Annotated in this window: 22 protein-coding genes; 19 read left to right on the forward strand and 3 right to left on the reverse strand. The window is 42.8% G+C overall.

Going from position 1 to position 26,018, the window contains the following annotated elements:
* The 17 genes from AAAT93_RS11160 to AAAT93_RS11240 all read left to right on the forward strand — a co-directional run.
* The coding region (locus tag AAAT93_RS11160) for a restriction endonuclease subunit S (protein WP_227573299.1) at positions 1-703 on the forward strand (703 nt) is incomplete at its 5' end.
* Positions 704-715: 12 nt separating this feature from the next.
* Positions 716-3,973: a type I restriction endonuclease subunit R gene (locus AAAT93_RS11165; protein WP_148885348.1), complete on the forward strand. Its 3,258-nt coding sequence runs from the start codon at positions 716-718 to the stop codon at positions 3,971-3,973.
* A gap of 48 nt (positions 3,974-4,021) precedes the next feature.
* Complete coding sequence (locus tag AAAT93_RS11170) at positions 4,022-4,675, forward strand: GIY-YIG nuclease family protein (protein WP_055238693.1); 654 nt, start codon at positions 4,022-4,024, stop codon at positions 4,673-4,675.
* A 21-nt stretch (positions 4,676-4,696) separates the two neighbouring features.
* Complete coding sequence (locus tag AAAT93_RS11175; protein WP_306723536.1) at positions 4,697-6,100, forward strand: ATP-binding protein; 1,404 nt, start codon at positions 4,697-4,699, stop codon at positions 6,098-6,100.
* 326 nt (positions 6,101-6,426) lie between these two features.
* Positions 6,427-6,825, forward strand: a complete 399-nt coding sequence (locus AAAT93_RS11180; protein ID WP_055238695.1) for a single-stranded DNA-binding protein — start codon at positions 6,427-6,429, stop codon at positions 6,823-6,825.
* A 203-nt stretch (positions 6,826-7,028) separates the two neighbouring features.
* Entirely contained in the window at positions 7,029-7,442 is a 414-nt protein-coding gene (locus AAAT93_RS11185; protein ID WP_055238696.1) for a DUF3847 domain-containing protein, read from the forward strand.
* 3 nt (positions 7,443-7,445) lie between these two features.
* Positions 7,446-8,993 carry a MobQ family relaxase gene (gene mobQ / locus AAAT93_RS11190; RefSeq protein ID WP_055238697.1) on the forward strand — a complete coding sequence of 516 codons (1,548 nt, stop codon included), beginning with the start codon at positions 7,446-7,448 and terminating at the stop codon, positions 8,991-8,993.
* A 12-nt stretch (positions 8,994-9,005) separates the two neighbouring features.
* Positions 9,006-10,934, forward strand: coding sequence for an AAA family ATPase (locus AAAT93_RS11195; protein ID WP_055238698.1), 1,929 nt, complete (start codon positions 9,006-9,008; stop codon positions 10,932-10,934).
* Between the two features lie 116 nt (positions 10,935-11,050).
* Positions 11,051-11,254 (forward strand): excisionase, encoded by a 204-nt coding sequence (locus AAAT93_RS11200; RefSeq protein ID WP_118030255.1) that lies wholly within the window; start codon positions 11,051-11,053, stop codon positions 11,252-11,254.
* A gap of 98 nt (positions 11,255-11,352) precedes the next feature.
* Entirely contained in the window at positions 11,353-12,615 is a 1,263-nt protein-coding gene (locus tag AAAT93_RS11205) for a site-specific integrase (RefSeq protein ID WP_055238700.1), read from the forward strand.
* A 160-nt stretch (positions 12,616-12,775) separates the two neighbouring features.
* The gene (locus AAAT93_RS11210; protein WP_227573297.1) at positions 12,776-13,279 is read left to right on the forward strand and encodes a low molecular weight protein-tyrosine-phosphatase; all 504 of its coding nucleotides are present in this window, start codon (positions 12,776-12,778) and stop codon (positions 13,277-13,279) included.
* 158 nt (positions 13,280-13,437) lie between these two features.
* Positions 13,438-14,103, forward strand: a complete 666-nt coding sequence (locus tag AAAT93_RS11215) for an HD domain-containing protein (RefSeq protein ID WP_021985827.1) — start codon at positions 13,438-13,440, stop codon at positions 14,101-14,103.
* 129 nt (positions 14,104-14,232) lie between these two features.
* Positions 14,233-14,790 carry a hypothetical protein gene (locus tag AAAT93_RS11220; RefSeq protein WP_227573296.1) on the forward strand — a complete coding sequence of 186 codons (558 nt, stop codon included), beginning with the start codon at positions 14,233-14,235 and terminating at the stop codon, positions 14,788-14,790.
* Between the two features lie 24 nt (positions 14,791-14,814).
* Positions 14,815-15,708 (forward strand): deoxyribonuclease IV, encoded by an 894-nt coding sequence (locus AAAT93_RS11225; protein WP_117781121.1) that lies wholly within the window; start codon positions 14,815-14,817, stop codon positions 15,706-15,708.
* Positions 15,709-15,764: 56 nt separating this feature from the next.
* A complete protein-coding gene (locus tag AAAT93_RS11230) occupies positions 15,765-16,760 on the forward strand; it encodes a biotin--[acetyl-CoA-carboxylase] ligase (RefSeq protein WP_227573295.1) in 996 nt (331 codons plus the stop codon).
* Between the two features lie 323 nt (positions 16,761-17,083).
* Complete coding sequence (locus AAAT93_RS11235; protein WP_227573294.1) at positions 17,084-18,073, forward strand: 2-hydroxyacid dehydrogenase; 990 nt, start codon at positions 17,084-17,086, stop codon at positions 18,071-18,073.
* 249 nt (positions 18,074-18,322) lie between these two features.
* Positions 18,323-19,720, forward strand: coding sequence for a sodium-dependent transporter (locus AAAT93_RS11240; protein ID WP_117781118.1), 1,398 nt, complete (start codon positions 18,323-18,325; stop codon positions 19,718-19,720).
* Positions 19,721-19,772: 52 nt separating this feature from the next.
* On the opposite strand, the gene AAAT93_RS11245 is transcribed toward AAAT93_RS11240, so the two are convergent.
* From AAAT93_RS11245 to AAAT93_RS11255, 3 genes are all read right to left on the reverse strand, one after another.
* The gene (locus AAAT93_RS11245; protein WP_118544808.1) at positions 19,773-20,609 is read right to left on the reverse strand and encodes a PHP domain-containing protein; all 837 of its coding nucleotides are present in this window, start codon (positions 20,607-20,609) and stop codon (positions 19,773-19,775) included.
* A 101-nt stretch (positions 20,610-20,710) separates the two neighbouring features.
* A complete protein-coding gene (gene hslO / locus AAAT93_RS11250; protein ID WP_021985821.1) occupies positions 20,711-21,568 on the reverse strand; it encodes an Hsp33 family molecular chaperone HslO in 858 nt (285 codons plus the stop codon).
* An 88-nt stretch (positions 21,569-21,656) separates the two neighbouring features.
* Positions 21,657-22,457, reverse strand: coding sequence for a class I SAM-dependent DNA methyltransferase (locus AAAT93_RS11255; protein ID WP_021985820.1), 801 nt, complete (start codon positions 22,455-22,457; stop codon positions 21,657-21,659).
* Positions 22,458-22,586: 129 nt separating this feature from the next.
* On the opposite strand from AAAT93_RS11255, the gene AAAT93_RS11260 reads away from it, so the two are divergent.
* Together AAAT93_RS11260 and AAAT93_RS11265 are read left to right on the forward strand one after the other, a co-directional pair.
* Positions 22,587-24,683 (forward strand): LTA synthase family protein, encoded by a 2,097-nt coding sequence (locus tag AAAT93_RS11260; RefSeq protein WP_227573293.1) that lies wholly within the window; start codon positions 22,587-22,589, stop codon positions 24,681-24,683.
* A 324-nt stretch (positions 24,684-25,007) separates the two neighbouring features.
* Complete coding sequence (locus AAAT93_RS11265) at positions 25,008-25,991, forward strand: diaminopimelate dehydrogenase (RefSeq protein WP_227573292.1); 984 nt, start codon at positions 25,008-25,010, stop codon at positions 25,989-25,991.
* Positions 25,992-26,018 lie beyond the last annotated feature (27 nt).

Genomic DNA, 26,018 nt, shown 5'->3' on the forward strand with positions numbered 1-26,018 from the left:
GACAGACAGACAGACAGACAGACAGACAGACAGACAGACAGACAGACAGACAGAGCTGAGCGCAATTAAGCTCATTCAGTATGTGTTTGGTTATGTTACACTGCCGATGGGAAGTCTATTTGATTTCCGTAATGGATTGAGCAAAGGAAAGGATTTCTTTGGTTCTGGTATTCCTTTTATCAGATATACAGATGTTTATAATAACAGATTCCTTAAAGAAGAGGATATTACCGCACTGGTTGAATGTACTCCGGCAGAAATTGAAAAGTTGGGAGTTCACCGTGGAGATGTGTTTTTTACCAGAACATCAGAGACGGCAGAAGACGTGGGGTGGTCATCAGTAATGCTTGATGATATTGGTGGTTGTGTATTTAATGGATTTACCATTAAAGCAACTCCAAAAACAAATTATCTGTTGCCGGAATATTGTGCATTTTGTTTTGCTACGGAAGATTTCAGAAAGTATGTTACAAGCCATTGTGCATTTACAACCAGAGCATCCTTAACGGGAAAAACGATTGCAGAGTATCAGCTTGCTGTTCCGAGTATAGAAAAACAGCAGGAGATTGTGAATGTGTTGAATAAATTTCATAGTATTTGCAATGACCTGTCCGCAGGACTTCCGGCAGAAATCGAAGCACGTCAGAAGCAGTATGAATATTACAGGGATAAGCTGTTATCCTTTAAAGAATTACCAAAGTAAGGAGGCGAGGATGTGCCGTACTTTAATATTGTAGCAGAGACATCGGAGAATACTGTTGTCACAGAATATGAGCCAGTCAAGAAGCGTTCTGACAGTTACCAGAGTGAAGTAGCACTGGAACAGGAGTTTATCCGTTTGCTCTGTGAACAGGGATATGAATATCTGCCGATTCACACGGAGAAAGACCTGATTGCCAATCTCCGTAAGAAATTAGAGGAATTGAATAACTATCAGTTTTCAGACACAGAATGGGATGATTTTTTCAAAAATGCCGTTGCCAATCCAAATGAGCATATTGTGGAAAAGACTAGGAAGATACAGGAGGACAATGTCCAAGTCCTGACTCGTGATGACGGTTCTTCCAAGAATATTACACTCATAGATAAAAAGAATATCCATAACAACAGGCTGCAGGTCATCAATCAGTACAAGGTGAATGCTGCCACTGGCATCAGAGAGGGCAGCCTGGGCTGTGTGATTGGCACGGAAAATGGCGCGAAGCATGACAACCGCTATGATGTTACCATATTAGTAAACGGTCTTCCTCTTGTGCATATTGAGCTGAAGCGCAGAGGAGTTGCTATCCGTGAAGCATTCAATCAGATCAACCGCTACCAGAGAGACTCTTTCTGGGCAGGATGCGGATTGTATGAATATATTCAGATTTTTGTTATTTCCAATGGCACGAATACAAAGTATTATTCCAACAGTACCAGAAGGAATGCAGAAAAAGAACATGAGAAACGGGGAGCAAGTAAGACCAAGACCAGTAACAGTTTTGAGTTTACCTGCTTCTGGGCAGATGCCAATAACCGTGTAATCCCTGATCTGATTGATTTTACAAAGACTTTTTTCGCAAAGCATACGATTCTGAATATCCTTACGAAATACTGTATTTTTACATCAGAGGATATGCTGATGGTCATGCGTCCGTACCAGATTACAGCTACGGAGCGAATTCTCAATCGCATCGAAATTGCCAATAATTATAAGAAGTACGGCAGTGTCGAGGGTGGTGGTTACATCTGGCATACCACAGGTTCCGGCAAGACGCTGACTTCGTTCAAGACGGCAAGACTGGCATCGAAGCTGCCGTATATTGACAAGGTGCTGTTTGTGGTTGACCGTAAGGATCTGGACTATCAGACCATGAAAGAATATGATCGTTTTGAAAAAGGGGCAGCCAACAGCAATACCTCGACAACCATATTAAAACGGCAGTTGGAAGATCCAGATGCACACATCATTATTACTACAATCCAGAAACTGGCTACTTTTATAAAAAAGAATCCGGGACATGAAGTGTATACGAAACATATCGTTATTATTTTTGATGAGTGCCATCGTAGTCAGTTTGGCGATATGCACACTGCGATTGTGAAGAATTTCAAGAAATATCATCTGTTTGGATTTACAGGAACACCGATTTTCTCTGTTAATTCCGGCAGAGCAAAAAATCCAGAATTCTTTACTACAGGTCAGACCTTTGGAGACCAGCTCCACAGCTACACGATTGTGGATGCGATTAACGATAAAAATGTTCTTCCATTCCGGGTGGATTATATTAAAACGATGGATGTGGAAGAAGAAATAACAGACGAGATGGTATGGGACATTAACCGTGAAAAGGTTATGATGGCTCCTGAACGTATCCGAATTGTAACACAGTATATACTGGAACATTTTGACCAGAAGACCTATCGTGGGGATAAAACTTACATATACAATACGCTGACTAATATTGCAGAGGTGGCTTCTGCCAAACGGGACGAGGTAGAGGAGATCAAGCAGAAACAGCGTATCAGCGGTTTTAATTCCATTTTTGCAGTATCAAGCGTTCCTATGGCAAAACTGTATTATCAGGAATTCAAAAAGCAGATGGTAGCAGATCCTACCAAAAAACTGCGAGTTGCAACTATTTTTAGTTTCGGGGCAAATGAGGAAGAATCAGATGGTATTCTGGATGAAGAAAATTCAGAGGATACCTCTGCCCTTGATCAGCCATCCAGAGAATTTCTGGAAGAAGCTATTGACGATTATAATAAAATGTTCCATACGAATTACGATACCTCAAGTGATAAATTCCAAAATTACTATAAAGATGTGTCGCTTCGTATGAAAAACAAGGAACTGGATATTCTGATCGTAGTAAATATGTTCCTTACAGGTTTTGATGCCACAACTATGAATACGTTGTGGGTAGACAAGAATCTGAAAATGCACGGATTGATACAGGCATTTTCCCGTACCAACCGCATTCTGAATTCTATCAAGACCTTTGGAAATATTGTATGTTTCCGAAATCTGCAAAAGCGTGTGGATAGTGCTATTTCCCTGTTTGGAGACAAGAATGCCGGAGGGATTGTTCTATTGCAGAGCTTTAAGGATTATTATTACGGATATGAATCTGTAGATGGCAAGCCAATGCCAGGATATGTGGATATGGTGGAAGATTTGAACAATAAGTTTCCTCTGTCAGACCCACAGATTGTCGGAGAGCAGAATCAGAAGGATTTTATTGCTTTGTTTGGTGCGATTCTTCGTATGAGAAATCTCCTGCTTTCCTTTGACGAGTTCAAGGGGAATGAGCTGATTTCCGAACGTGATTTACAGGATTATCTTGGTCGTTATCAGGACTTACGTGATGAGTGGAAACGCAAGCGTCAGGAAAGTACGGATATTACAGATGATGTAGTATTTGAGATTGAACTGATCCGGCAGATAGAAATTAACATCGATTATATTCTCATGCTCGTAAAGAAGTACCATGATACCCATTGCGAAGACAAGGAAGTTCTGATTACCATTAATAAGGCGATTGATGCCAGCCCGGAACTGCGTAGCAAGAAACAGCTTATTGAAACTTTTATTGCAGGAATCAACGATGTGGATGATGTCGTGAATGAATGGCACGAGTTTGTGGTGGAGCAGCGTGACCATGACCTTAATGCGATTATCACAGAAGAAAAGCTAAAACCAGAAGATACACGGAAGTTTATGGAAAATGCGTTCCGTGACGGAGAAATAAAAACAGCCGGAACGGATATAGATAAACTTATGCCACCGATTTCACGATTTGGCGGTGGTGGCAGAGCCAAGAAGAAACAAGGTGTCATTGACAAGCTGAAGATTTTCTTTGAAAAGTATTTTGGCATCGGTGGTTCGTCTACATTTACTGAGCCAGAGCATAATACAGTGAAGTATAGTCTTGATGAGCAGAATACATTGTCTATGGTTGCAGAATCTAAAATACCATATGGAAATGAATAAAATGTTATAAATCTGTTATTAATAAAACGTAGGGAGAGAGTGTCTGCAATGAGTAAAGGAGTAATTTACATACTGACTAATCCATCATTCCCTGATTATGTGAAAATAGGATATGCAAAAGATTTAGAAAAGAGAATGAAGCAACTAAATCGAAGTGAAACTATTCCATTTGCATTTCGTGCATATGCTGTATATGAAGTGGAATCAAATCTGACAGATCTTGTTTTACATGATTTGATTGATAAATTGAATCCAGATTTAAGATCAATAGAAAATTTTGATGGAAAAGAGAGAAAAAGAGAATTTTATGCCATGAGCCCGGAAGATGCCTATGACTTACTGGACAGTATTGCAAAAATCAGTGGAACAGAAGAACGATTGAAGAAAATGGCACCAGAGGGACATGAAATTTTGGATGAGGAAACAGCTGCAGAAGTCGCAAAAGAAAGTAGGCGTGGACCATTCAGATTTAGTAAATATGGCATTCCTCAGAATGCTGAATTGGTTTTTATTAATGATGCATCGGTGGTTGTGAAGGTCATTGACGATAGGCATATTGCTTATAAAGGAGTTACGACATCTTTATCAGCATTAGCACAGCAGTTGTTGGAATATGATTATCAGGTACAGGGAACTGCATATTTTAGCTATCAGGGGGAAAAACTAACAGATCTTAGAGAACGAATGGAAAGCAAGAAATAACACGTTGATTGCAGAAAGTTGGTGGAAAGCTTGGATATAAAACAATTAATCGGTGAAGCAACTGAATATGACAAAAAGCTATCTTTGGAAGCGAAGAAACCAAAGAGTTGGTGTAAGAGCGTAAGTGCTTTTGCAAATACACTTGGTGGAGCATTAATCTTTGGAATAGCCGATAATGATGAAATTGTAGGACTTGAGAATCCGAATAGTGATGCTGAGAAAATAAGTGAAATCATTAAGACAAGGATGGATCCAATTCCAGAATTTCGTCTTCGATTTGAACAGGTCGAAGATGGAAAAGTATTAATTTTATTGGATATTTTCAAAGGTGAAGAGACACCGTACTATTATTCGGGTGATGGTGTGCTGGAAGCATATGTTCGTGTTGGAAACGAGAGTGTGAAAGCGACATCAACGGAATTGAAAAGACTGGTATTGCGCGGTAGAAATACATCTTATGATTCACAGATTTCTACGTATAAAGTGGAAGATTTTGCCTTTTCCAAACTCCGGGAAAGATATAAAAAATGGACAGGAAATAGTTTTGATGAGAAAGATCTTATATCATTTGGGCTGGCGAATGAGCAAGGATATTTGACAAATGCCGGAGCCTTGGTTGCAGATGAAAGCCCTATTCGATGGTCAAGATTATTTTGTACCCGGTGGAATGGATTAAATAAAAGCGGTGGTACAATAGATGCATTTGACGATGCGGAATATTCTGGAAGTGTTTTGTCATTAATTGATAATGGAGAAGCTTTTATTAAGAGAAATGCGAAATTAATGTGGAGAAAGACTGCTAATTCCAGAGAAGAAATGCCGGAATATGTAGAACGTAGTTATCATGAAGCATTGGTTAATGCATTGGCCCATAGAGATTATCTTGTGAATGGTAGTGAAGTGCATATTGATATTTACGATGATCGTATGGAAATTTATTCGCCGGGAGGCATGCCGGACGGTTCCATTATTCAGGACAGAGATCCACTTACAGTTCCATCAACGAGAAGAAACCCGGTTTTGGCAGATATATTTAATCGGCTGGGATATATGGAACGTAAAGGTAGTGGATTCGGAAAAATCATTGGAGGCTATGAATTTCAAATCAACTATGATGAAAGTAAAAAGCCGTCTTTTAGATCAGATCGGTACCAGTTTACAGTTGTGATGCCAAATTTGAATTACAATGTCCCTCAGGATGTCCCTCAGGATGTCCCTCGGAATGTCCCTCAGAAAAAAGAGAGTAATCCGTTGGAAATTCAAATATTGAATATGATAAAAAAGGATAATAAAATCAGTACAGAAAAAATGGCAATGATGTTAGGAATAAGTTCCAAAACTGTAAAACGTCATATCAAAGATATAGGTATTGTTCGATTTGTTGGTCGTGGTTCTAATGGACATTGGGAAATAATTGATGATTAGAAATACAACTTAATGTCATTAATAGCAAAGCTATAAGATTTCAAAAATGGAGTCTTATAGCTATTTTTTTGCGCAAAAATAAAAAAATATTCGCCAACACCCTGTAAAAACACCGTTCTTCTTTTGTATATGTGAGAGACAAAAACAAAAAAATAAAATTTTTTACATTTGCCACTGTATTTTACCCTCTGAGCGTTTCGTTATATGAGGGCGTAAAAAAGAAAGTCTGATGCAGTGGCAAAGAAATTGTTTTCGTGCTCTCGATTGAATCCAGGCCTGATTCATATGGAACAAGTAAATCAGAACAAAAAAAGGAGGAAGATGAGATGAACAAAGTGATTTTAATGGGACGGCTTACAAAAGCTCCGGAGATTAAAGATTTGCAGGATGATAATAAAACCGCAATGGCGCGATATACGTTAGCGGTTGAACGGAGATATGGAAAAGATCGGGAAAGGGAAGCAGATTTTATTTCCTGCGTGACATTCGGAAAGAATGCAGAGTTTGCGGAAATCTATTTGAAAAAAGGAACCAAGATTGTCATCAGCGGACGAATCCGCACAGGAAGTTATACAGACAGCGAAGGAGTGAAAAGATATAGCAGCAATGTTGTTGTAGAAGAACATTTTTTTGCTGAAAGCAAGAAAGCATCCGATACGAATCCAAAGGATGAGAACGATGGATTTATGAGTGTGCCGGAAGACGCAGAGTTGCCGTTTGAGTAGACAGAGATCTCTGGAGCTTAAGCGGAAGAGCGCACTTATATACTTTAGCAAGTATGTGCGTCCTCCGGAAGGGTACTTCTTTCTGGAAGCTATTCCAAAAGAAGTTTTCGGATTGCATCCGGTGAAGGGGGTATCCCTTCCGGCATAGATGCCTAACCCATAAAAAGAAACATGAAAAGAGAAATAACAGGAGGAAGTTGATTATGGCAAAAAAAGAAAATTTTCAGGAATATGTAACACGTACACAAAATGAAATCGCAGGGATTGAATCGAAAATCGAAGCGGAAAAATTGAAAAAACTGCAATTAGAACACAAGATGCAGCGATTGCAGAATGTTACAGAATATAAGGTGAATAAATCGAAAAAAGCGAGAGTGAGTCGCCTGATTACAAGGGGAGCTGCGATTGAATGTATCTGCAAAGATGTGGAACTGCTTGATAAAGCAGAGTTCTTTCTTCTGGCAGAAAGGATTTTCTCGGATCCGGTTCTTCGTGATGAGATCGCAAAAATGGTTGTTGGAAGAAGGGAACGTGCAGAGGCAGGAGAGGCAGAGCTTCAAAGTACCATCGAAGACTTAAAAGAAGCCGGATATTGGAAGTCCCGCAGAAAGGAGTAAGAGATGGCAAGTTATCATTTTCATTTAACACAGGTGAAGAGAAGCAGAGGACAGTCCGTGATTGCCCAGGCTGCTTATCGTTCAGGAGAAAAACTCTACAGTACCTATTACGGGGAATCCAGTGATTTTACAAGAAAGCGTGGCGTGGTCATGGCAGAAATTTGTCTGCCGGATCATGCACCCAGGGGATATGCTGACAGGGAAACTTTGTGGAATGCGTTGGAATGGGCAGAGTCCGGAAGAAAAGCACAGCTGGCTCACAGCTTTGATATTACGCTCATGAACGAGTTTTCCATGGAAGAAAACATTGAAATGGCACGAGCATTTGTCCAGGAAGAACTGGTGTCCAGAGGCATGATTGCCGATTTTGCAATTCATGATCCGGTGCGGTCAAAAGGTGCAGAACCTAATCCACATATCCACATCTTAGTTCCAATCCGTCCTTTGAAGGAAGATGGAACCTGGGGGATAAAAGAAAAGAAGATACCGGTGATGGATGAGCAGGGGAATCCGGTTTTGGATAAAAATGGAAAACAGGCATACCGCGCAGTATCCACAACCGGATGGAGTAGCAAGGAGATGTTGATCTATTTGCGGAAAAACTGGGCAAATCGGTGCAATGAAAAGTTTAAAGAAAAAGGATTATCTGTTCGGGTCGATGCACGTTCTTTCAAAGAACGGGGGATTGACCGAATCCCGATGATTCATGAAGGACCACATGTACGCGCAATGGAAGCAAAAGGAATCCGGACTGCATTAGGAAATCTGAATCGGCTGATCAGTCAGTTTAATCAGATGGTTATGGAAATCACGGTGTTGAAATCCTGGATATCAGAAAAAATATATGAACTGAAAAGGCAGATGCATTATGTGCAGAAGCCAACGCTGGCCGGGTATTTGCAGCAATATTATGACGAGAGAAACCGAGTGGCGAGAACCTATCAATATGGAAGTCAGAAAGCAATGAATACAAATCTGAAACAGCTTGCAGAGACGATTGCATTTTTGTCAGATGAAAATATTGATACACCAGAAGAACTGGAACAGCGGATTCAGGAACTGAGCAGCCGAGGGCATGATTTGCAATACGATCTTGATGAGGCGGACAGTTTGATTCAGGAGATGAAGAAGTTGATAAAGGCATGGGATGATTATGAGACATTTCGACCGGTTTATGAAGAGTATAAAAACAAATTTTTCGGCAAGGAAAAATTTAAAAAGGAGCATGCAAAAGAACTGAATCGGTACCACAGAGGGAAAAGGATCGTCATGGGAAACAGGAATGCAGAAGGAAAAGTGCCGGTTTCCAATTGGAAAAAGTATCTGAAAAATGCAACGGAGGAGAAAGAAACTTTAGAAGCGGAGAAAAAGGAAGTTCTGGAAAAGCTTCGGCCATTGCAGAAAGTACAAAGATCCGTTGATCTGGTAATGATGGAGATAGAAGATCAGCCAGATCCAGAGAATTTGCTTGCAGAAGAAAAAACAGCATGCAGAGATCAGATTCAAAAGAAAGATAGAGTAAAGAAAAAATCATATGGAGTGGAATTATAGGAGGAACAGAAAATGCCAAGATATACAGAAGAACAGATAGCAAGAGCAAATGAAACAGATCTGGTTTCTTTTCTGAGGGCCAGAGGGGAAAAACTGAAGAAATCAGGAAAAGAATATCGATGGATGAAGCATGACAGTCTGACAGTCAATTATAATGAGTGGTATCGCTTTAGCGGAAGTAAAGGAGGACATCCCATTGATTTTTTAATGGAATTTTATAATATGTCATTTCCGGAAGCTGTAAAAACATTAATCAATGAATTGCCCGGCGAAGATAAACAGGAAGTCAAGAAAATGGAACAGGAGGATGCAGGCATCCATGAAGGCTGCCCCATCCCCTTAGAAAAAGTGAAATTGCAACTTCCAAAAGCATATGAAAACAATGACAGAGTGAGGGAGTATTTGATAAAAGAACGAAAGATCTCTGAAAAGATTATTGACCAGATGCTTGCAGAAGGGAAAATTTACGAAGATGCGGTAAAGCACAACGTGATATTTATTGGTTACGATCCGAAAGGAACGGTTCGTTATGCAGGCATAAGAGGAACGAAAGAAAAATACCGGGGAGATGCACCAGGATCGGAAAAGGCATATGGATTTAGCCACACGGGTACAGATGATACGTTATTTGTCTTTGAAGCACCAATCGATCTGCTTTCTTTTCTGAGCGCCACAGGAGATGGATGGGAAACCCATCACTACATTTCATTGGGCGGAGTCAGCGAAAAAGCGTTGATACAGTATCTTGCAGATCATAAAAAAATCCGAAAGATTTTTCTTTGCCTGGATAATGATACTGCCGGGAATGCCGCTTGTGAGAAGCTTGCAGAAAAAATCCCTGACGATAAGATGGTGATGCGATTAAGACCAGTAAAGAAAGACTGGAATGAATGTCTGACAGCAGGAATTGATAGAAAAGATATGGCAGAGGAAATCCCTTTGAAGAAGAAACAAGTACAGGAAGAAAATCCAATCCCAGTCATAAAAATGTCAGATGTGGAAGAAAAAGTAGTGCAGTGGTTATGGTATCCATTTATCCCATTTGGGAAAGTAACTTTGATCCAGGGAAATCCGGGAAAAGGAAAAACATGGCTTGCAATGGCACTTTGTGCATACTGTACAGCAGGGAGAAAACTTCCAAATGCTCTTCCAATCGAGCCATTCAATGTCTTTTATCAAACCGCAGAGGACGGTGTCGGAGATACGATCAAGCCAAGACTTGCAAAATGTGGAGCAGATATGACGAGAGTCCGTTTTATCAATGAGGAAGAAAAGCAACTTTCCATGACAGATGAAAGAATCGAAAAAGCCATCAGGCAGAATAATGTTAAGCTGATGATCATGGATCCGATACAGGCCTATCTGGGAGCCAATGTGGATATGAACAGAGCCAATGAGATCCGTCCGTTGTTTCGCAATCTCAGTAATATAGCAGAACGTACAGGATGCGCCATTGTGCTGATTGGTCATTTGAACAAAGCATCTGGAGTGCAGAGTGATTATCGCACACTGGGATCTGTGGATATCGCTGCGGCGGTCAGAAGTATTTTATTTGTAGAAAAAGTTGAGAAAGAGAAAAGCCAGGATATTCGTGTGGTCTATCAGCAAAAGGATTCCTTGGCGAAAAAGGAAAATCCGGTAGCCTTTTCTCTGAGCGATGACGGACTTATCTGGATGGGAGAATACGACATTTCCATTGATGATCTGCTTGCCGGAAATACAGGAACAAAGAAAGAGACGAAACTGGAAAAAGCCAAAAAGCTTATTCTTGAATTGCTGGGAAAAAGGAAAATGATGTGTCTGGAAGAACTGGAAGCAGAGCTGCAGGCATATGAAATTTCGGCAAGAACCGGAAGAGATGCGAGAAAAGATTTAGAGGATCAGTTAATCTATGGATGGTATCAAAGCAGAAAGACAATTTCACTGAAAAAAGATTCTTAAGTAGTTACATTGGCAAAAAAAGGCATTGGCAGTGGCAACGTGTATAGAGCCCCTTGCCTGCCGCCAATGTCAGAGGAACTTACATAAAAGAAAAATGTGCGAGAGGAGATGAGCAGATGAGTAATTATGAAATACCATACTGGAAGAAATATACATTATCTATTGAAGAAGCGGCGGCATATTTTCGAATTGGGGAAGGGAAACTTCGTAAATTGGTAAGCGAAAATCCCAATGCAGAATATCTGTTGTGGAACGGAAACCGTGTACAGATTAAGAGAGAAAGATTTGAACGATTTGTAGATACACTTAGTGCAATATAAAAAAACAAAGATAAAAAAATAAAAAAGAAGGAGGTGTTCGAGGTGGAGGCAACGTGATATACTAACAATATCATGTTGCGTCCCCTTGGAGGTAGAATATGATTTCAAAGAGACGTGATGATAAAGGAAGAGTTCTTCAACAGGGAGAATGGCAGGAACCAAGTGGAAGATATCGTTATAAATACACAGATTCACTTGGAAAGCGAAAAATATTATATAGTTGGAGATTAACAGAATCGGATAAGATGCCGGAAGGAAGAAGAGCCGATGCTTCTCTGCGAGAGAAAGAACGCAAAGTACAGTCCTTACAGATGCAGGGAATCACCGGAAGCAAGTTGACGGTGATTGAACTGGTGGAAAGATATCTTTCATTAAAAACAGGAGTGAAGCACAATACATTAGCAAACTATAATTTTGTCGTAAATGTGCTGAAAAAAGAAGAGTTTTCTCATAAGAAGGTGGATGACGTTAAGCTGTCTGATGCGAAGATATTTCTGATTAAGCTTCAGAGGGATGGAAGAGGATACAGTTCAATTCACTCGATCAGAGGCGTGTTAAGACCGGCATTTCAGATGGCTGTAGATGATGATCTGATCCTTAAGAATCCATTTGGATTTGAACTTGGTACGATACTGGTCAATGACAGTCAGAAAAGAGAAGCAGTTTCCTTAGAGGACGAGGCAAGATTCCTGGAATTTGTAAAGAATGATCCACATTATAACCGTTACTATGATGCATTTTACATTTTGTTTAAAACGGGACTTAGAATTTCAGAGTTTTGTGGACTTACCGTGCGAGATCTGGATTTCAAGAATGAGGTGATACGAATTGATCATCAATTGCAGAGAACCAGAGATATGAAGTATGAGATTGTATCCACAAAAACGACAAGTGGAACCAGATTACTGCCTATGGAAGAAGATGTGAAAGATGCATTCCTTCGTATTCTGAAGAATCGCAAAAAGACGAAGAAAGAGCCAACAGTGGATGGATATGGGGGATTTTTGTTCCTGGATAAGAATGGGAATCCAATGGTTGCACTTCACTGGGAAAAGTATATGCAGCATGCAAGAGAGAAGTACAACAAAGAACATTTATTACAATTACCCTTGATTACTCCACATATCTGTAGGCATTCATATTGTACAAACATGGCAAATTCCGGAATGAATCCAAAGACTCTGCAATATCTGATGGGACACTCAGATGTATCTGTGACGCTTAATATTTATACGCATACCGGCTATGACGATGCGAAAAAAGAACTTGCCAGGTTGAAAGAAGCAAAGAAAGAACTGGATAAAAACCGGTTTGTAACCCAAAAACATGCACAAATAACTCATGAAAGCCTTATTTCGTAAGGCTTTCCGGACAAGAAAAATAACCCATTTATAACCAAAATGCCCGAAAAAACATGAGAAAATGCAAGAATTTATGAGACAAAAAGCCGTTTAAGAAAAATGTGTATAAATGCTGGAAAGTCAGTATTTACAAGGCCTTGAGAAGATATAAGGAGATAAAATGAGTAAGATAAAAGTGTTATTCATCTGCCACGGCAACATCTGCCGTTCCACCATGGCTCAGAGCGTATTCACCCACTTCGCCCGCCAATTCCATCTCGATTCCTGTTTCGAGATTGATTCGGCAGCGACGAGTACGGAGGAGATTGGGAATCCGCCACACCATGGGACAAAGAAAAAATTACAACAGGAGCAGATTCCGTTGATTCCACATCGGGCGAGACAGATGACGCGGGCGGATTATACATATTATGATTATCTGATCGGAATGGATGGTGCGAATATCCGGAATATGACGCGGATTGCCGGTGGCAGTGATGTGGAAGGGAAGATTTACAAGATGCTGTCATTCGCGGACTATGAGAAGACGCATAGGTTGAGCGAGGCACGTGATGTAGCTGATCCGTGGTATACCGGCGATTTTGACCAGACATTTGAGGATGTTTTGGTAGGTTGCAAGGGCTTGCTCGCCTACATCATAGACAAAGAACAACTGCATAAGTAAAACAGCATTTACGAGCATTTAACATATGCGAGATAACATATTTAACAACCCCTGTTTATTATGAAATAGAAATCATAATAAATGGGGGTTTTTACATGAAGAGTATGTGGCAGATCCTGCCGGAACTATTTACATATTACAGAAGAAGGGTTTAGAAAATGGCACAGATATTATACAAAGACATCATCAAGAACAAAGAGATAAACGAATTTATCAAAAAGGGCGATGCGAATTTAGCCACGCTTGGCTATACGGAGCATTCGAAGACACATTGCACGCTGGTGGCAGAACGGGCGGCATATCTGCTGGAGAAGTTCGGACATGCTGACGCGGAGATCGAACTTGCGAAGATCGCCGGATATATGCATGATATTGGAAATGCAGTCAATCGTGAACACCATGCCGAGTATGGCGCACTCCTTGCAAATGATATCCTGCGGCGGATGGATATGCCGTTTACAGATCGTGCAACCATCGTTTCTGCGATTGGGCATCACGACGAGTCAACCGGAGGTGCGGTGGATATTGTGTCAGCGGCGATGATTATAGCGGATAAGACGGATGTCCGCAGAAGCCGTGTGCGCTCGCGTGATAAGTCGACCTACGATATTCACGACTGGGTGAATTACGCAGTCACGGAAGCAAACCTGAAGATCAACCGGGAGAAACGCCAGATTGCATTGGAACTCAAAATCGACGAGAAGATCTGTACGATGTATGAGTATTTCGATATTTTCCTTGGACGCATGCAGATGTGCCGGCACGGGGCGGAGTTGTTCGGAGCGAAATTCAAGCTGACTGCCAATGGAAGTAAGGTACTGTAAAATCTTCTGTGGATATTCCTGTAGAAAAATGCTATAATTATAATAATTGTAAACTGATTCCGGAGTGATTGTTTGACAATGCTCCGGTTATTTGGTTAGCAAACTATAATATAAATATGGGGGAAGCGTATGAAACTAAAATGTACAAATGTGTTGGTTACAATCGCGATGATCTGCAGTGTGCTGGCAATGATTATGAACTGGATTATTTACTTTGGACCGCAGGACAAATATGTTCAATTTTTTGGCGTGGATGTAAACACCGAACGAATCCTTGATATCCGCAGTATTATATGTCCGATTCTGACTGTGGGATTGTATATTCTTGCATGCACCATCACACGGAAATCGCAGAAGAAAAGAACCGGATTGACGATTTCAATCGTTGTTCTTGTGAGCCATATTATTTTAAATGTATTAAATGCTATATGGGTGGTTGCAGTAAACCGGAAATATTCTTTCTTTTATGGGGCATCAGAGCTGGCGAAAGCTTCGATTCTGAATAATATGAGGAATTTTATGGAAAAACCATTTCATATATTGGCTATGATATTTCTGGCAATTACGATTGGAACGTTGTGCGGAAGGGATAATAACATGCAGCAGACACCATACTATGGTGATCCGATGTACCAAATGCCGAGCAATGGGTATAACACGCAACCTCAATCTGGACAATCATTATAAAACTGAAAAAGGAGTTTATACAGTATGAAAATCGGAAGTCATGTTGGAATGAGCGGCAAAGAGATGATGCTTGGCTCGGTGAAGGAAGCACTCTCTTATGGCGCAAATACATTTATGTTATATACAGGAGCGCCGCAGAATACGCGCAGAAAGGACGTGTCAGAGCTGCGCGTGGAAGAAGCGTGGGAGCTGATGCGGGCAAATGATATCACAGAGTTTGTGGTACATGCGCCGTATATCATCAATCTGGCAAATACGGTGAAACCGGAGATCTACCAGCTGGCGGTTGATTTCTTAAAGACAGAGATCGAGCGGACCGCGGCAATGGGAAGCAAGACGCTTGTCCTGCATCCGGGTTCTCATGTGAATGCCGGTGCCGACGCCGGTATCGCGAGCATTATTAAAGGGTTAAACGAAGTGCTGACCAAGGATACGCCGGTGCATATCGCGCTTGAGACAATGGCAGGAAAGGGCAGCGAGATTGGCAGAAGCTTCGAGGAGCTGGCACACATTTATGATGGCGTCACTTACAATGATAAGTTGCGTGTCTGCTTTGATACGTGTCACACGAACGATGCCGGATATGATGTGGCAAATGATTTCGACAGCGTGATCGAAGAATTCGACAAGATCATCGGCAAGGACCAGATTGCGGTATTCCATATCAATGACAGCAAGAATCCACGCGGAGCGGCGAAGGATCGCCATGAGAATATCGGACTTGGTTCGATTGGGTTTGATGCGTTATATAAGGTTGTATGGCATAAGGATTTCTTGGACGTGCCGAAGATTCTGGAGACACCATATGTGAAATCACTTGCAGATGCGAAGAAAGCATTTCCACCATACAAGGAAGAGATTGACATGCTCCGGAGTGGCGCGTATGATGCGGCAAGAATTACAAAGCTTGCGGAGTAAGTCGTCCGAAGAAACTTAGACATATTGCGAACACACACATGGAGCCGTCAGGCGACATGAAAAACAAAGAATCGAGAGTAGGAAATATGGCAGTCAGAGATGAAATCATAAAGACACTGGAAGAAAACAGAGGCACCTATCTGTCTGGCGAGCAGCTTGCGAAGAAACTATCTGTCAGCCGGGCAGCAGTGTGGAAGGCCATCCGCAAATTGCAGGAGGATGGATTTGCAATCGAGGGCGTGAACAACAAAGGCTACAAGCTGGCGGAGGATACGGATGTGTTGTCCGTACAGGGAATGGCAAAATATCTGGACGTCGAGTGCCCAGTGCGGTTGGAAGTGTTCCGCTGTATCAACTCCACGAACCTTGCACTCCGTGAGCGGACGCAGGAGGAAGAAGGCCTGGTGCTTGCTGCGATGGAACAGACGAACGGACTCGGAAGACTGGGGCGGTCGTTTATGTCGCCGGCAAATACAGGAATCTATTTCAGTATCCTGTTGAAGCCGCAGATCGCGAATCAGGAAGTGACGCTGCTCACGACAATCGCCGCCGTGGCAGTCTGCGAAGCAATCGAGAAATACACGGACAAGAAACCACAGATCAAATGGGTCAATGATATCTTTATCGATTCGCACAAGGTATGCGGCATCCTGACGCAGGCAGCATTCCAGATGGAAAACTTAGACCCGGAATACGTGATCGTCGGAATCGGAATCAATCTGTATATGCCGACGGAAGGATTCGGTAAAGAACTGGAGAATATCGCCGGTTCTGTCCTGCAGGAGCAAAGCGGTGACATCAAGAACAAGATTCTGGCAGAGACACTGAACCGCTATTTCTATTACTACAAAAACTTTGCGAAGAAGGAATTCATCGCGGAATACAAGAAGCGCAGTCTGGTTCTAGGAAAAGGTATCCGTGTCGTGACAAAGGATGGCGAGCGCAAGGCAACCGCCCTTGATATCGACGACATATGCCATCTCCTTGTCGAGTACGAGGATGGCACCCGCGAAAATCTCTCAACCGGCGAAATCAGTATCCGGCTGCAGTAATACGTGATAACCAAGGAAAAATTGGATATAATATGTGTGTATGATTGATTGTTACAATTAAATAATTACAAATGAAACAATATGTAGATTCGAGTTGCACAGAATACTTATTATTAAGCAGACCATTGGAACACGCTGGTACTTAATGAGCAGGGCAATAAGAAATAAATAATTGATGTATGATATTCCTGCGAATTTAGTACCACTGCGTGTGGAAGTGAGCGAGAGCGCGTCTGCGAAGAATAAGTATTCTGTGCAACTCGGTCAGTATAGTAGGATTCGTAACTGTTTGATTTGTAAAACAACGAAAGGAGACACATATTATGAAGATACTATTTTACGACGCAGCAGCCTACGACGTGGAATCCTTCGAGAAAGAACTCACCCATTTCCCGGACATCGAGATCATCTACCACGAAGTTGATATCTCTCCGAAGACTGTATCACTCGCACAGGGCTGCGATGCAATCTGTGCATTTGTAAACTCGGATCTGAGCGCGCCGGTACTGGAGAAGCTTGCTGCAATAAATATCAGATTGGTGCTGCTTCGCTGTGCCGGGTTTAATAATATAGATTTGGAAAAGGCAAATGAACTTGGCATTACGGTGCTTCGTGTGCCGGGATATTCTCCGGAAGCCGTTGCGGAACTTGCGATTACACTGGCGCTTGCGGTCAACCGCCATGTACACAAAAGCTACATCAAGGTGCGGGAGAATAATTTCAGCTTAGTGGGATTAACCGGAGTGAATTTTCATGGGAAGACCGCGGGCATCATCGGGACCGGAAAGATCGGTGCTGCAATGTGCCGGATCTGCCGTGGATTTGGTATGCGCGTAATCGCGTATGATATGTACCCGAATAAAGAGCTGGAATTCGTGGAATACATGCCGCTCGAAGACGTGCTGAAGCAGAGTGACTTGATTTCCCTGCATTGCCCGCTCACAGACGAGACTTATCACATGATCAACAAGGATACGATTGCACAGATGAAGGATGATGTGATCTTAGTCAATACATCCCGTGGTGCGCTGGTCGATTCAGAGGAACTGATACAGGGTATCCGGCAGGGCAAATTCTTCGGCGTCGGTCTGGATGTCTACGAGGAAGAGGGAGACAATGTATTTGAAAACCGGGAGGACGAACTGTTACAGCATTCTATCACAGCCAGATTGCTTTCATTCCCCAATGTTATCATTACGTCCCATCAGGGTTTTCTGACGCGGGAAGCACTTGCGGCAATCAGCCGGACAACCTTACAGAATGCGGTTGATTATGAAAATAGAACCATCCATGAAGCCAATCAGGTAAAATAAATTGCAAGATTATAACAATCATAAGTACGGGCAGATGTATGTATCACACATATATCTGCCCATTTTTGCTGTTTTTATCAAATAGATGTGGATTTAAAAATAAATCTATGATAAAATGGCTCTTATCTGCTGTTTATAGGACAACAAAATGAAATCAGACAGCAAATAACGGACAAGATGCATGATACAGAATTCTTTATAAGAGGGTATGTGTTGTGAATCGAGAACGAAAAAAGAGAGGGAAAAAGGATGGAAGAAAAGAAGCGACACTCATTTGGTGGATCAATCGGATTCGTACTTGCGGCGGCAGGTAGTGCGGTTGGTCTTGGAAATATCTGGCGGTTTCCGTATCTGGCAGCCAAGGATGGAGGCGGATTATTCTTAGTCGTCTATATCATTCTGGCATTGACATTTGGCTACACGCTGCTGACTACGGAGATTGCGATCGGTCGAAAGACGAAACAGAGCCCGCTCACGGCATATACGAAGCTTCATGATAAATGGGGATTCTTAGGTGCTATTGCGAGTATTATACCGGTTATCATCATGCCGTATTACTGCACAATCGGTGGCTGGGTAGTAAAATATTTCTTCGTATTTTTGACAGGACATGGAGCCGACGCTGCACAGGATGGATTCTTTACCGGATTCATCACGTCACAGTGGGAACCGATTATTACATTTGTGATCTTCCTTGCGGTATCTGCATTTATCGTATTCCGTGGTGTCAATAAAGGAATTGAGTCTACATCGAAGATTATCATGCCAATCCTGCTTGTCATGATTTTGGGAATTGCAATATTCTCATTAACATTGAAAAATACAAATGATGCAGGTGAAGTAGTAACCGGTCTGCAGGGATTTAAAATATATATTGTTCCTAATTTTGAGGGACTGACAATCGGAAAGTTATTTACGGTTCTGATCGATGCACTCGGACAGTTGTTCTTCAGCTTGTCTGTGGCAATGGGTATCATGATTACATATGGTTCGTATGTGAAGGATGATGCAAACCTTGGAAAATCAATTAATCAGATTGAGATTTTTGATACGGTTGTTGCGTTCCTTGCAGGTGCGATGATCATTCCGGCTGTGTATGCATTTATGGGAACAGAGGGTATGTCATCCGGACCAAGTCTGATGTTTGTATCTTTGCCAAAGGTATTTGCTGCAATGGGTGTTGCCGGAAATATAATCGGTACAATCTTTTTTGCAATGGTATTGTTCGCTGCAATTACAAGTGCGGTATCCGTCATGGAGGCAGTTGTATCATGTATTATGGATGCATTCCATACAAGCAGAACAAAAGCCGGCACAATCGAGGGAATCTTCGCACTGATCGTTGGTATCATTGTCTGCCTCGGATACAACAAGCTGTACTTTGAGTTCAAGCTTCCGAATGGTTCAACGGCGCAGATCTTAGATATCATGGATTACATCAGTAACAATCTGCTGATGCCGATCGTAGCACTTGCAACCTGTATTCTCGTCGGATGGGTCATCAAACCGAAGACTGTGATCGAAGAAGTAGAAAAGAGCGGTTGTAAAATGGGAAGAAAGCGGCTTTACACTGCTATGGTAAAGGTCATCGCTCCAATCTTCCTGATCCTGCTTTTGCTGCAGACACTCGGAATCATGAAACTGTAAACATATAGAAAAAGGAACCCGGTTTGGGTTCCTTTTTTTCGCGGAGATACATTTATAAAGTTTTAATTATATCCAACAGTTCTTTTGGAATATTCATATTTCCCCGTCCGATTCCCATCTGTATATTCGGCTTTACAACCCCGTGGAAATCCGAGCCGCCGGAGATTGCCAGCCCGTATTTGGCAGCCAGCGAGCGGAGCTTCTCACTTTCAAAGCGGTTGTTCGAAGAGTGGAATGCCTCAAGTCCTTTTAATCCGAGTGTTTTCAGATACGCCAATAACTCATCAATCTGTGCATACCCAAGATGATAGAGCAGAGGATGTGCCAGAAATGCCGCTTTGCTATAAGTCGTTAAGATGCGCATGGCAGTCTCACAGGTAACCTGTGGTTTTGGAAGGTAATATTTACAGCCGATGCCGATGTATTTGCGGAACGCGGTATCCTTGTCTTTGCAGACACCTTCCTCGACGAGAACTCTTGCGAAATGTGCCCGTGTGATGACACTGTCCGGATTGCCGTGAAGCAGCTTCTCCATCGTGACAGGGAGACCATCTGCCTGCATCATCGCTACCATTTTCTCATTTCTTCCCTCACGTGCTTCCTTTAATACGGCAAGCTCTTTTTGAAGCTCCGGGTTTTCATAGTCCATATAGAAGCCGAGAATATGAATCTCACGATTGTTATAGTAGCAGGACAGTTCGATGCCCGGCACTACCTCCAAAGGCTTGTCCTTTGTATAGTCTAAGATTTCTGCCACGCCATCGACCGTGTCGTGATCGGTCAGGGCAATCGCGGAAAGTCCCATCCGCATCGCTTCGTCGGCAACCTCTGTCGGTGTCAGAGAACCGTCGGACGCATTGGAATGTACATGTAAATCGATTCGTTCCATATTACCAACCTCCTTGTGATCGTGTTTGATGTATTATTTTATATCACAGCTTGTACCATCTGTTTTGTTTAGGTGATGCAAAACTATATCGGATAAGCGGATTATTTATTCTTCAGAATATTCAACAGCTCATCCGGTGAGAATGTATATTTCGTGTGACAGAAGTCGCACACAACTTCAATTGGCTTGTTGTCAGCAATCATAGCGCCAAGCTCTTTTCTGCCAAGACTGATAACTGCCTGCTCGACACGCTCCTTGCTGCAATCACAGACATACGCACAAGGCATGGAATCGGTCAGCTCGACATCATAGCCTTCAAACAATTTTCGTATGATAGCTTCCACAGACATGCCCTGCTTGAGAAGAGCAGTGAAAGAAAATCCTTTCAGCCGTTTCTCCAGCTCGTCAATCAATGCGTCCTCTGCAAATGGCATCAGCTGGATGATAAATCCACCGGCATTCGCTACGGATGTATCGTCGTTGAACAACACGCCCAGAGCCACAGAGCTTGGAATCTGGTCACTTGTTGCAAAATAGTAGGTCAGATCCTCTGCAATCTCGCCGCTTACCAGATGGGTGTCGCCGACATACGGCTCCTTCAGACCGATATCCTTGATGACGCTTAAGACACCGAGGTCCACAGCCTTTGCGACATCGTTTGCAGGAAGCATAACCTCCGGTTCGCTGACATATCCCTTGACATGTCCGTTTGCATCGGCAGTGACAAGCATACCGGAGATCGGTCCCTGACACTGGATACGGAGTGTTAATTTGTCGGTATCATTTTTACACATGGCGCCCATCAGCACGCCTCCGGTCAACAGTCTGCCGAGTGCGTTCGTAACAACCGGACTGGTATGATGTGTAATTCTTGCTTTTTCCACAGTATCGGTAGAGTTGCAGGCGAAGAAACGAACCTGCTTGTTCGCTGCCATGCCACGAATCATTGTATCTGCCATAAATGTATCCTCCTTAAAATGAGTGTTTGGATTTTGTATATATACTTGCATGTGTTGTTATTTATGATTGATGCAGTGGTATACAAAATTACTGTATATATTGTTTCTTTGAATTCTTGTTTCGTGTTTCTTTCGCGATGATATAAATACGTTCACATTCCTCGTCCGCCGGCTCATGTGTAAATGCATCATAGGCCGCAAGCAGGGTAAGACCGGAATCAGCTACCATCTGTTTCATCTGCTTTAGTGTGTACCCTTTTTGTACATGCAATTCCTCATATTTGCGGAACAGGTTATCATCGGCATCGGAATCCGAAGGTTCCTTTACGAACAGGCTTAAAGCGAGTTCATTAATTGCTTCCTCTTCATCATAATAATTATCCCAGATAAAGCTGATATCATCCCGATCCTCGGCAATTGTCGCTTCGGCTACGACATCCCGGTAATAATGCTCCGTATGGAAGTCGAAGATGAAAAGTCCGTCCGGATCAAGGTAGTTATTGACGAGCGAGAATACATGCGTAAGCTCTTCCGGTTCGGTAATATAATTGACGCTGTCGCAGAGACTTACGATGGCTGCAACGGTTCCGTATAACTCAAACTCGCGCATGTCCTGACACAGGTAGAGCGATGAAGAATGATTTTGTTCCCGCTTTTCGTTTGCAATATCCAGCATGGCAGGGGAGTTGTCGATACCGATCATGTCGTATCCGAAATCTGCCATACGCTCGGTTATATTTCCGGTTCCACAGCCAAGCTCTGCCAGAATGCCGCTTGCAATATCATATTCCACAAGCAGGCCGTGCAGATAGTCTGCCCATGCGTCATAGGGAATGTTGTCCATGAGCGCATCGTAGACAGCAGCAAAATTTGAATATGCTTCAGCCATAGGGTACCTCCTTATTTTTCGTAAACACTGACATTAAATTATAAAATAAAAGATAGTGAAAAACAAGGAAAAATCATATATAATAAAATGCGCGATTGATAGCGCGTATGCGAGATTTGGAGGATTACAATGAAAGATCAGATACAGACAATAAAATTAAAGAAGGAGAAGCGTGCATTTTCATATTGGCGCATCCCGTTTTTTGCGGGCGCGGGCATCTATCTGGAAGTGTTGTTTCATCTGGCGATTTACCATAAACTCGAAAGCACGAGCATCTATCCGATTTTGTTCGGTGCCACGTTGGGGCTTTTCTTAGCGGCACTCACTGTATGGCTGCCGCGCATCGGAAATGAGATCATCGCGTATGTCGGTCTTACGGCATTCTGCGTGTATGATATCGTGCAGCTCATCTATTTCCGGATATTTGGGACATTCTTAAGTCTGGTGTCTGTCGGCGGGGCCGGGAACGCGATGGATTTCAAGGTCGTGATGTTCGAGAAGATTCGCCAGAATGTTGGATGGATGTTGCTGTTTATGTTGCCGGTGATCGCACTTGTTTTGCTGCGTGTATTTCTGATAAAGTTTGACAGACCGAAGATGAAAATAAGGCTTATAAGTGTGGCAAGTGCGGTTTGTCTGTGCGCCATTTCCATCCTTCTGCTGAATGTGCAGGGACGCGCGATGTATTCGCCGTATCAGTTGTTCCACAACCAGTATGTGCTGGAGCTTTCGATGAACAAGCTCGGCGTATGTGTGACGACCGTGCGGGATGCGCAGACGATGCTCACCGGGGGAAAGAAAAATGTGACATTCACTTTGGATGATACAGATATGCAGCCAGATGATGTGACGGCAACCGAAAGTGATGCAATGGAAGCTACGGCAACCGATACGGATGCAGCACCTGCGTATGTGGAACAGGTTGATCCGGCAGTTGATTTTAAGAAGCTGTATCAGGCAGCCGAGGATGAGCAGTTGAAGAATCTGTCCGCTTATTGCGCGCAGCAGACACCGACCATGCAGAACGAATATACGGGTATGTTCGAAGGGTATAATGTTGTCTGCATTACCGCGGAGAGCCTGTGCAAATACGGTATCTACGAGAACTGCACACCGACGCTTTATAAGATCATGAATGACGGCTTTGTATTTGAAAATTACTATAATCCGATCTGGTATCACAGTACGATTGACGGAGAATTTGTAGACTGTCTGGGACAGTATCCGTGTTCCTCAGAGTGGAGCTTTTATAAGTCAGCAGATACATATCAGCCGTATGCACTTGGCAATGCATTGAATGAGAAAGGCTACACAAGCAAAGCATACCACGACTTTGACTTCTATTATTATAACCGGAGTGAGACACATGCGAATATGGGATATGATTTCAAGGCAATCGATTATGGTCTGGATATCCCAAGCTATGTGACATATTCCGATTATGATACGATCGAGGCAGTATACAAGGAGTTTATTAACGAAGAACCGTTTCTGATGTATTTTATGACATTCAGTGGGCATCTTCCATATAATTACGATTACAATGCCATGTGCCTGAAGAACCGTGAGGAAGCAGAAAAATGCACAGAAGGAATGGACTTGCCGGAAGACGCGGTGGCGTATATTGCGGCACAGATGGAGCTTGATAAAGCATTAGAGGATCTGATCGACAAGCTGGATGAAGCCGGAAAGCTGGAGAAGACCGTGTTCATCGTGACACCGGACCATTATCCATATGGACTGACAGACAGCGGCTACGATGCGCTTGCAGGCAAGAATGTATCCGATGATGCATTTGAAAAACATCATTCCTGCCTTGGCATCTGGTCTGCATCGATGGGAGAACCGGTTCATGTCAAGAAGCTCTGTGCGAGTGTGGATGTTCTTCCAACCGTTCTCAATCTGCTTGGCGTGACATACGATTCCCGCATCCTCGCAGGACACGATATCTTATCCGATTCGGAAGAACTTGTCATCTTCGCCGACCACAGCTTCAAGACAGACAAGATCGGCTATAACACGAAGACCGGAGAAGTGACCTACTACGTGGATGAAAAAACAGTTTCACAATCCTACATCGACGATAAGATCAAGGAAGTCGAAACAAAACTTTATATGTCCGATGAAATCATCAATACCGATTTCTACGGCTATGTGTACGGCAGGAAATCAACAAACACCACAACAAGCACCACCACATCAACCGAACAACCAAACAAAGAATAACCCCGAAAAACATACAAAAAAGTACGATGTGGCGAAATTTTGTTGTGAAAAGCAACGAAGTATGCTAAAGTGGATTCGATTGTAAATTTTTAATTTGATTCAACCTTCGGGCATGAGAGGCTATATGTAGATTCGAGTTGTTCTGGATTTTCAATTCTAAAGCAGACCATTGGAGCACATCAGCACTTAACGAACGCAGTGAGTTTAGTGTCTGCTATGTGCGGAAGTGAGCGAGAGCGCGTCTGCGTAGAATGAAAATCCAGAATAACTCGGAGAAAGAGTAGAAGTTCTCATGCAGGGAGATAGAATAAGGAGGAAAACAAAATGACGAGAATCGGAATTTACGGATACGGAAATCTCGGCCGCGGCGTAGAAGCAGCCATCAACCAGAACGATGATATGGAACTCGTTGCCGTATTCACAAGAAGAAATCCTGATGAATTGGTTATTAAGAACCAGACAGCCAAGGTGTGCAACGTAAAGGACATGGCAGACTGGAAGGATAAAATCGATGTTATGATTCTGTGCGGCGGAAGCGCAACCGATCTTCCGGAGCAGACACCGGAATGTGCAAAATATTTCAACGTGATCGACAGCTTTGATACACATGCAAGAATCCCGGAGCATTTTGCGAATGTGGACTCAAGTGCAAAAGCAAGCGGACATATCGGAATTATCTCCGTTGGCTGGGATCCGGGCATGTTCTCACTCAACCGTCTGTACGGAAATGCATTGCTTCCGGAGGGAAATGATTATACATTCTGGGGCAAGGGTGTCAGTCAGGGACATTCCGATGCCATCCGTCGTATCGCAGGTGTCAAGGATGCCAAGCAGTATACGATTCCCGTAGAATCCGCACTTGAGGCAGTTCGTAACGGCGAGAATCCGGCGCTTACAACAAGACAGAAGCATACAAGAGAGTGCTTCGTAGTGCTTGAAGAGGGCGCAGATGCGGCAAAAGTTGAGGAAGAAATCAAGACAATGCCGAACTATTTCGCAGATTACGATACAACGGTTCACTTCATTTCGGAAGAAGAGCTGAAGGCAAACCACAGCGGAATTCCACATGGTGGATTTGTACTCCGCAGCGGTGTGACCGGCTGGAACAAGGAGAACAAGCATATCATCGAGTACAGCCTGAAGCTTGATTCAAACCCTGAGTTTACATCCAGCGTACTGATTGCTTATGCAAGAGCGGCTCACAGACTTGCAAATGAGGGAGCAAGCGGTTGCAAGACCGTATTTGATATTGCACCGGCTTACCTTGTGAATAAAACAGGGGAAGAGCTTCGTGCATCCATGCTGTAAGATGCACCAGATACCATGTCGCCGACT

The sequence above is a fragment of the Coprococcus hominis (ex Arizal et al. 2022) genome (assembly GCF_040094675.1).
Classification (GTDB): Bacteria; Bacillota; Clostridia; order Lachnospirales; family Lachnospiraceae; genus Coprococcus_C; species Coprococcus_C hominis.

Excerpts from the sequence above, each read along its gene's own strand:
- AAAT93_RS11170 (WP_055238693.1), top strand. The coding sequence starts at position 4,022 with ATGAGTAAAGGAGTAATTTACATACTGACTAATCCATCATTCCCTGAT.
- AAAT93_RS11180 (WP_055238695.1), top strand. The coding sequence starts at position 6,427 with ATGAACAAAGTGATTTTAATGGGACGGCTTACAAAAGCTCCGGAGATT.
- AAAT93_RS11185 (WP_055238696.1), top strand. The coding sequence starts at position 7,029 with ATGGCAAAAAAAGAAAATTTTCAGGAATATGTAACACGTACACAAAAT.
- mobQ (WP_055238697.1), top strand. The coding sequence starts at position 7,446 with ATGGCAAGTTATCATTTTCATTTAACACAGGTGAAGAGAAGCAGAGGA.
- AAAT93_RS11195 (WP_055238698.1), top strand. The coding sequence starts at position 9,006 with ATGCCAAGATATACAGAAGAACAGATAGCAAGAGCAAATGAAACAGAT.
- AAAT93_RS11200 (WP_118030255.1), top strand. The coding sequence starts at position 11,051 with ATGAGTAATTATGAAATACCATACTGGAAGAAATATACATTATCTATT.
- AAAT93_RS11205 (WP_055238700.1), top strand. The coding sequence starts at position 11,353 with ATGATTTCAAAGAGACGTGATGATAAAGGAAGAGTTCTTCAACAGGGA.
- AAAT93_RS11210 (WP_227573297.1), top strand. The coding sequence starts at position 12,776 with ATGAGTAAGATAAAAGTGTTATTCATCTGCCACGGCAACATCTGCCGT.
- AAAT93_RS11215 (WP_021985827.1), top strand. The coding sequence starts at position 13,438 with ATGGCACAGATATTATACAAAGACATCATCAAGAACAAAGAGATAAAC.
- AAAT93_RS11220 (WP_227573296.1), top strand. The coding sequence starts at position 14,233 with ATGAAACTAAAATGTACAAATGTGTTGGTTACAATCGCGATGATCTGC.
- AAAT93_RS11225 (WP_117781121.1), top strand. The coding sequence starts at position 14,815 with ATGAAAATCGGAAGTCATGTTGGAATGAGCGGCAAAGAGATGATGCTT.
- AAAT93_RS11230 (WP_227573295.1), top strand. The coding sequence starts at position 15,765 with ATGAAAAACAAAGAATCGAGAGTAGGAAATATGGCAGTCAGAGATGAA.
- AAAT93_RS11235 (WP_227573294.1), top strand. The coding sequence starts at position 17,084 with ATGAAGATACTATTTTACGACGCAGCAGCCTACGACGTGGAATCCTTC.
- AAAT93_RS11240 (WP_117781118.1), top strand. The coding sequence starts at position 18,323 with ATGGAAGAAAAGAAGCGACACTCATTTGGTGGATCAATCGGATTCGTA.
- AAAT93_RS11245 (WP_118544808.1), bottom strand. The coding sequence starts at position 20,609 with ATGGAACGAATCGATTTACATGTACATTCCAATGCGTCCGACGGTTCT.
- hslO (WP_021985821.1), bottom strand. The coding sequence starts at position 21,568 with ATGGCAGATACAATGATTCGTGGCATGGCAGCGAACAAGCAGGTTCGT.
- AAAT93_RS11255 (WP_021985820.1), bottom strand. The coding sequence starts at position 22,457 with ATGGCTGAAGCATATTCAAATTTTGCTGCTGTCTACGATGCGCTCATG.
- AAAT93_RS11260 (WP_227573293.1), top strand. The coding sequence starts at position 22,587 with ATGAAAGATCAGATACAGACAATAAAATTAAAGAAGGAGAAGCGTGCA.
- AAAT93_RS11265 (WP_227573292.1), top strand. The coding sequence starts at position 25,008 with ATGACGAGAATCGGAATTTACGGATACGGAAATCTCGGCCGCGGCGTA.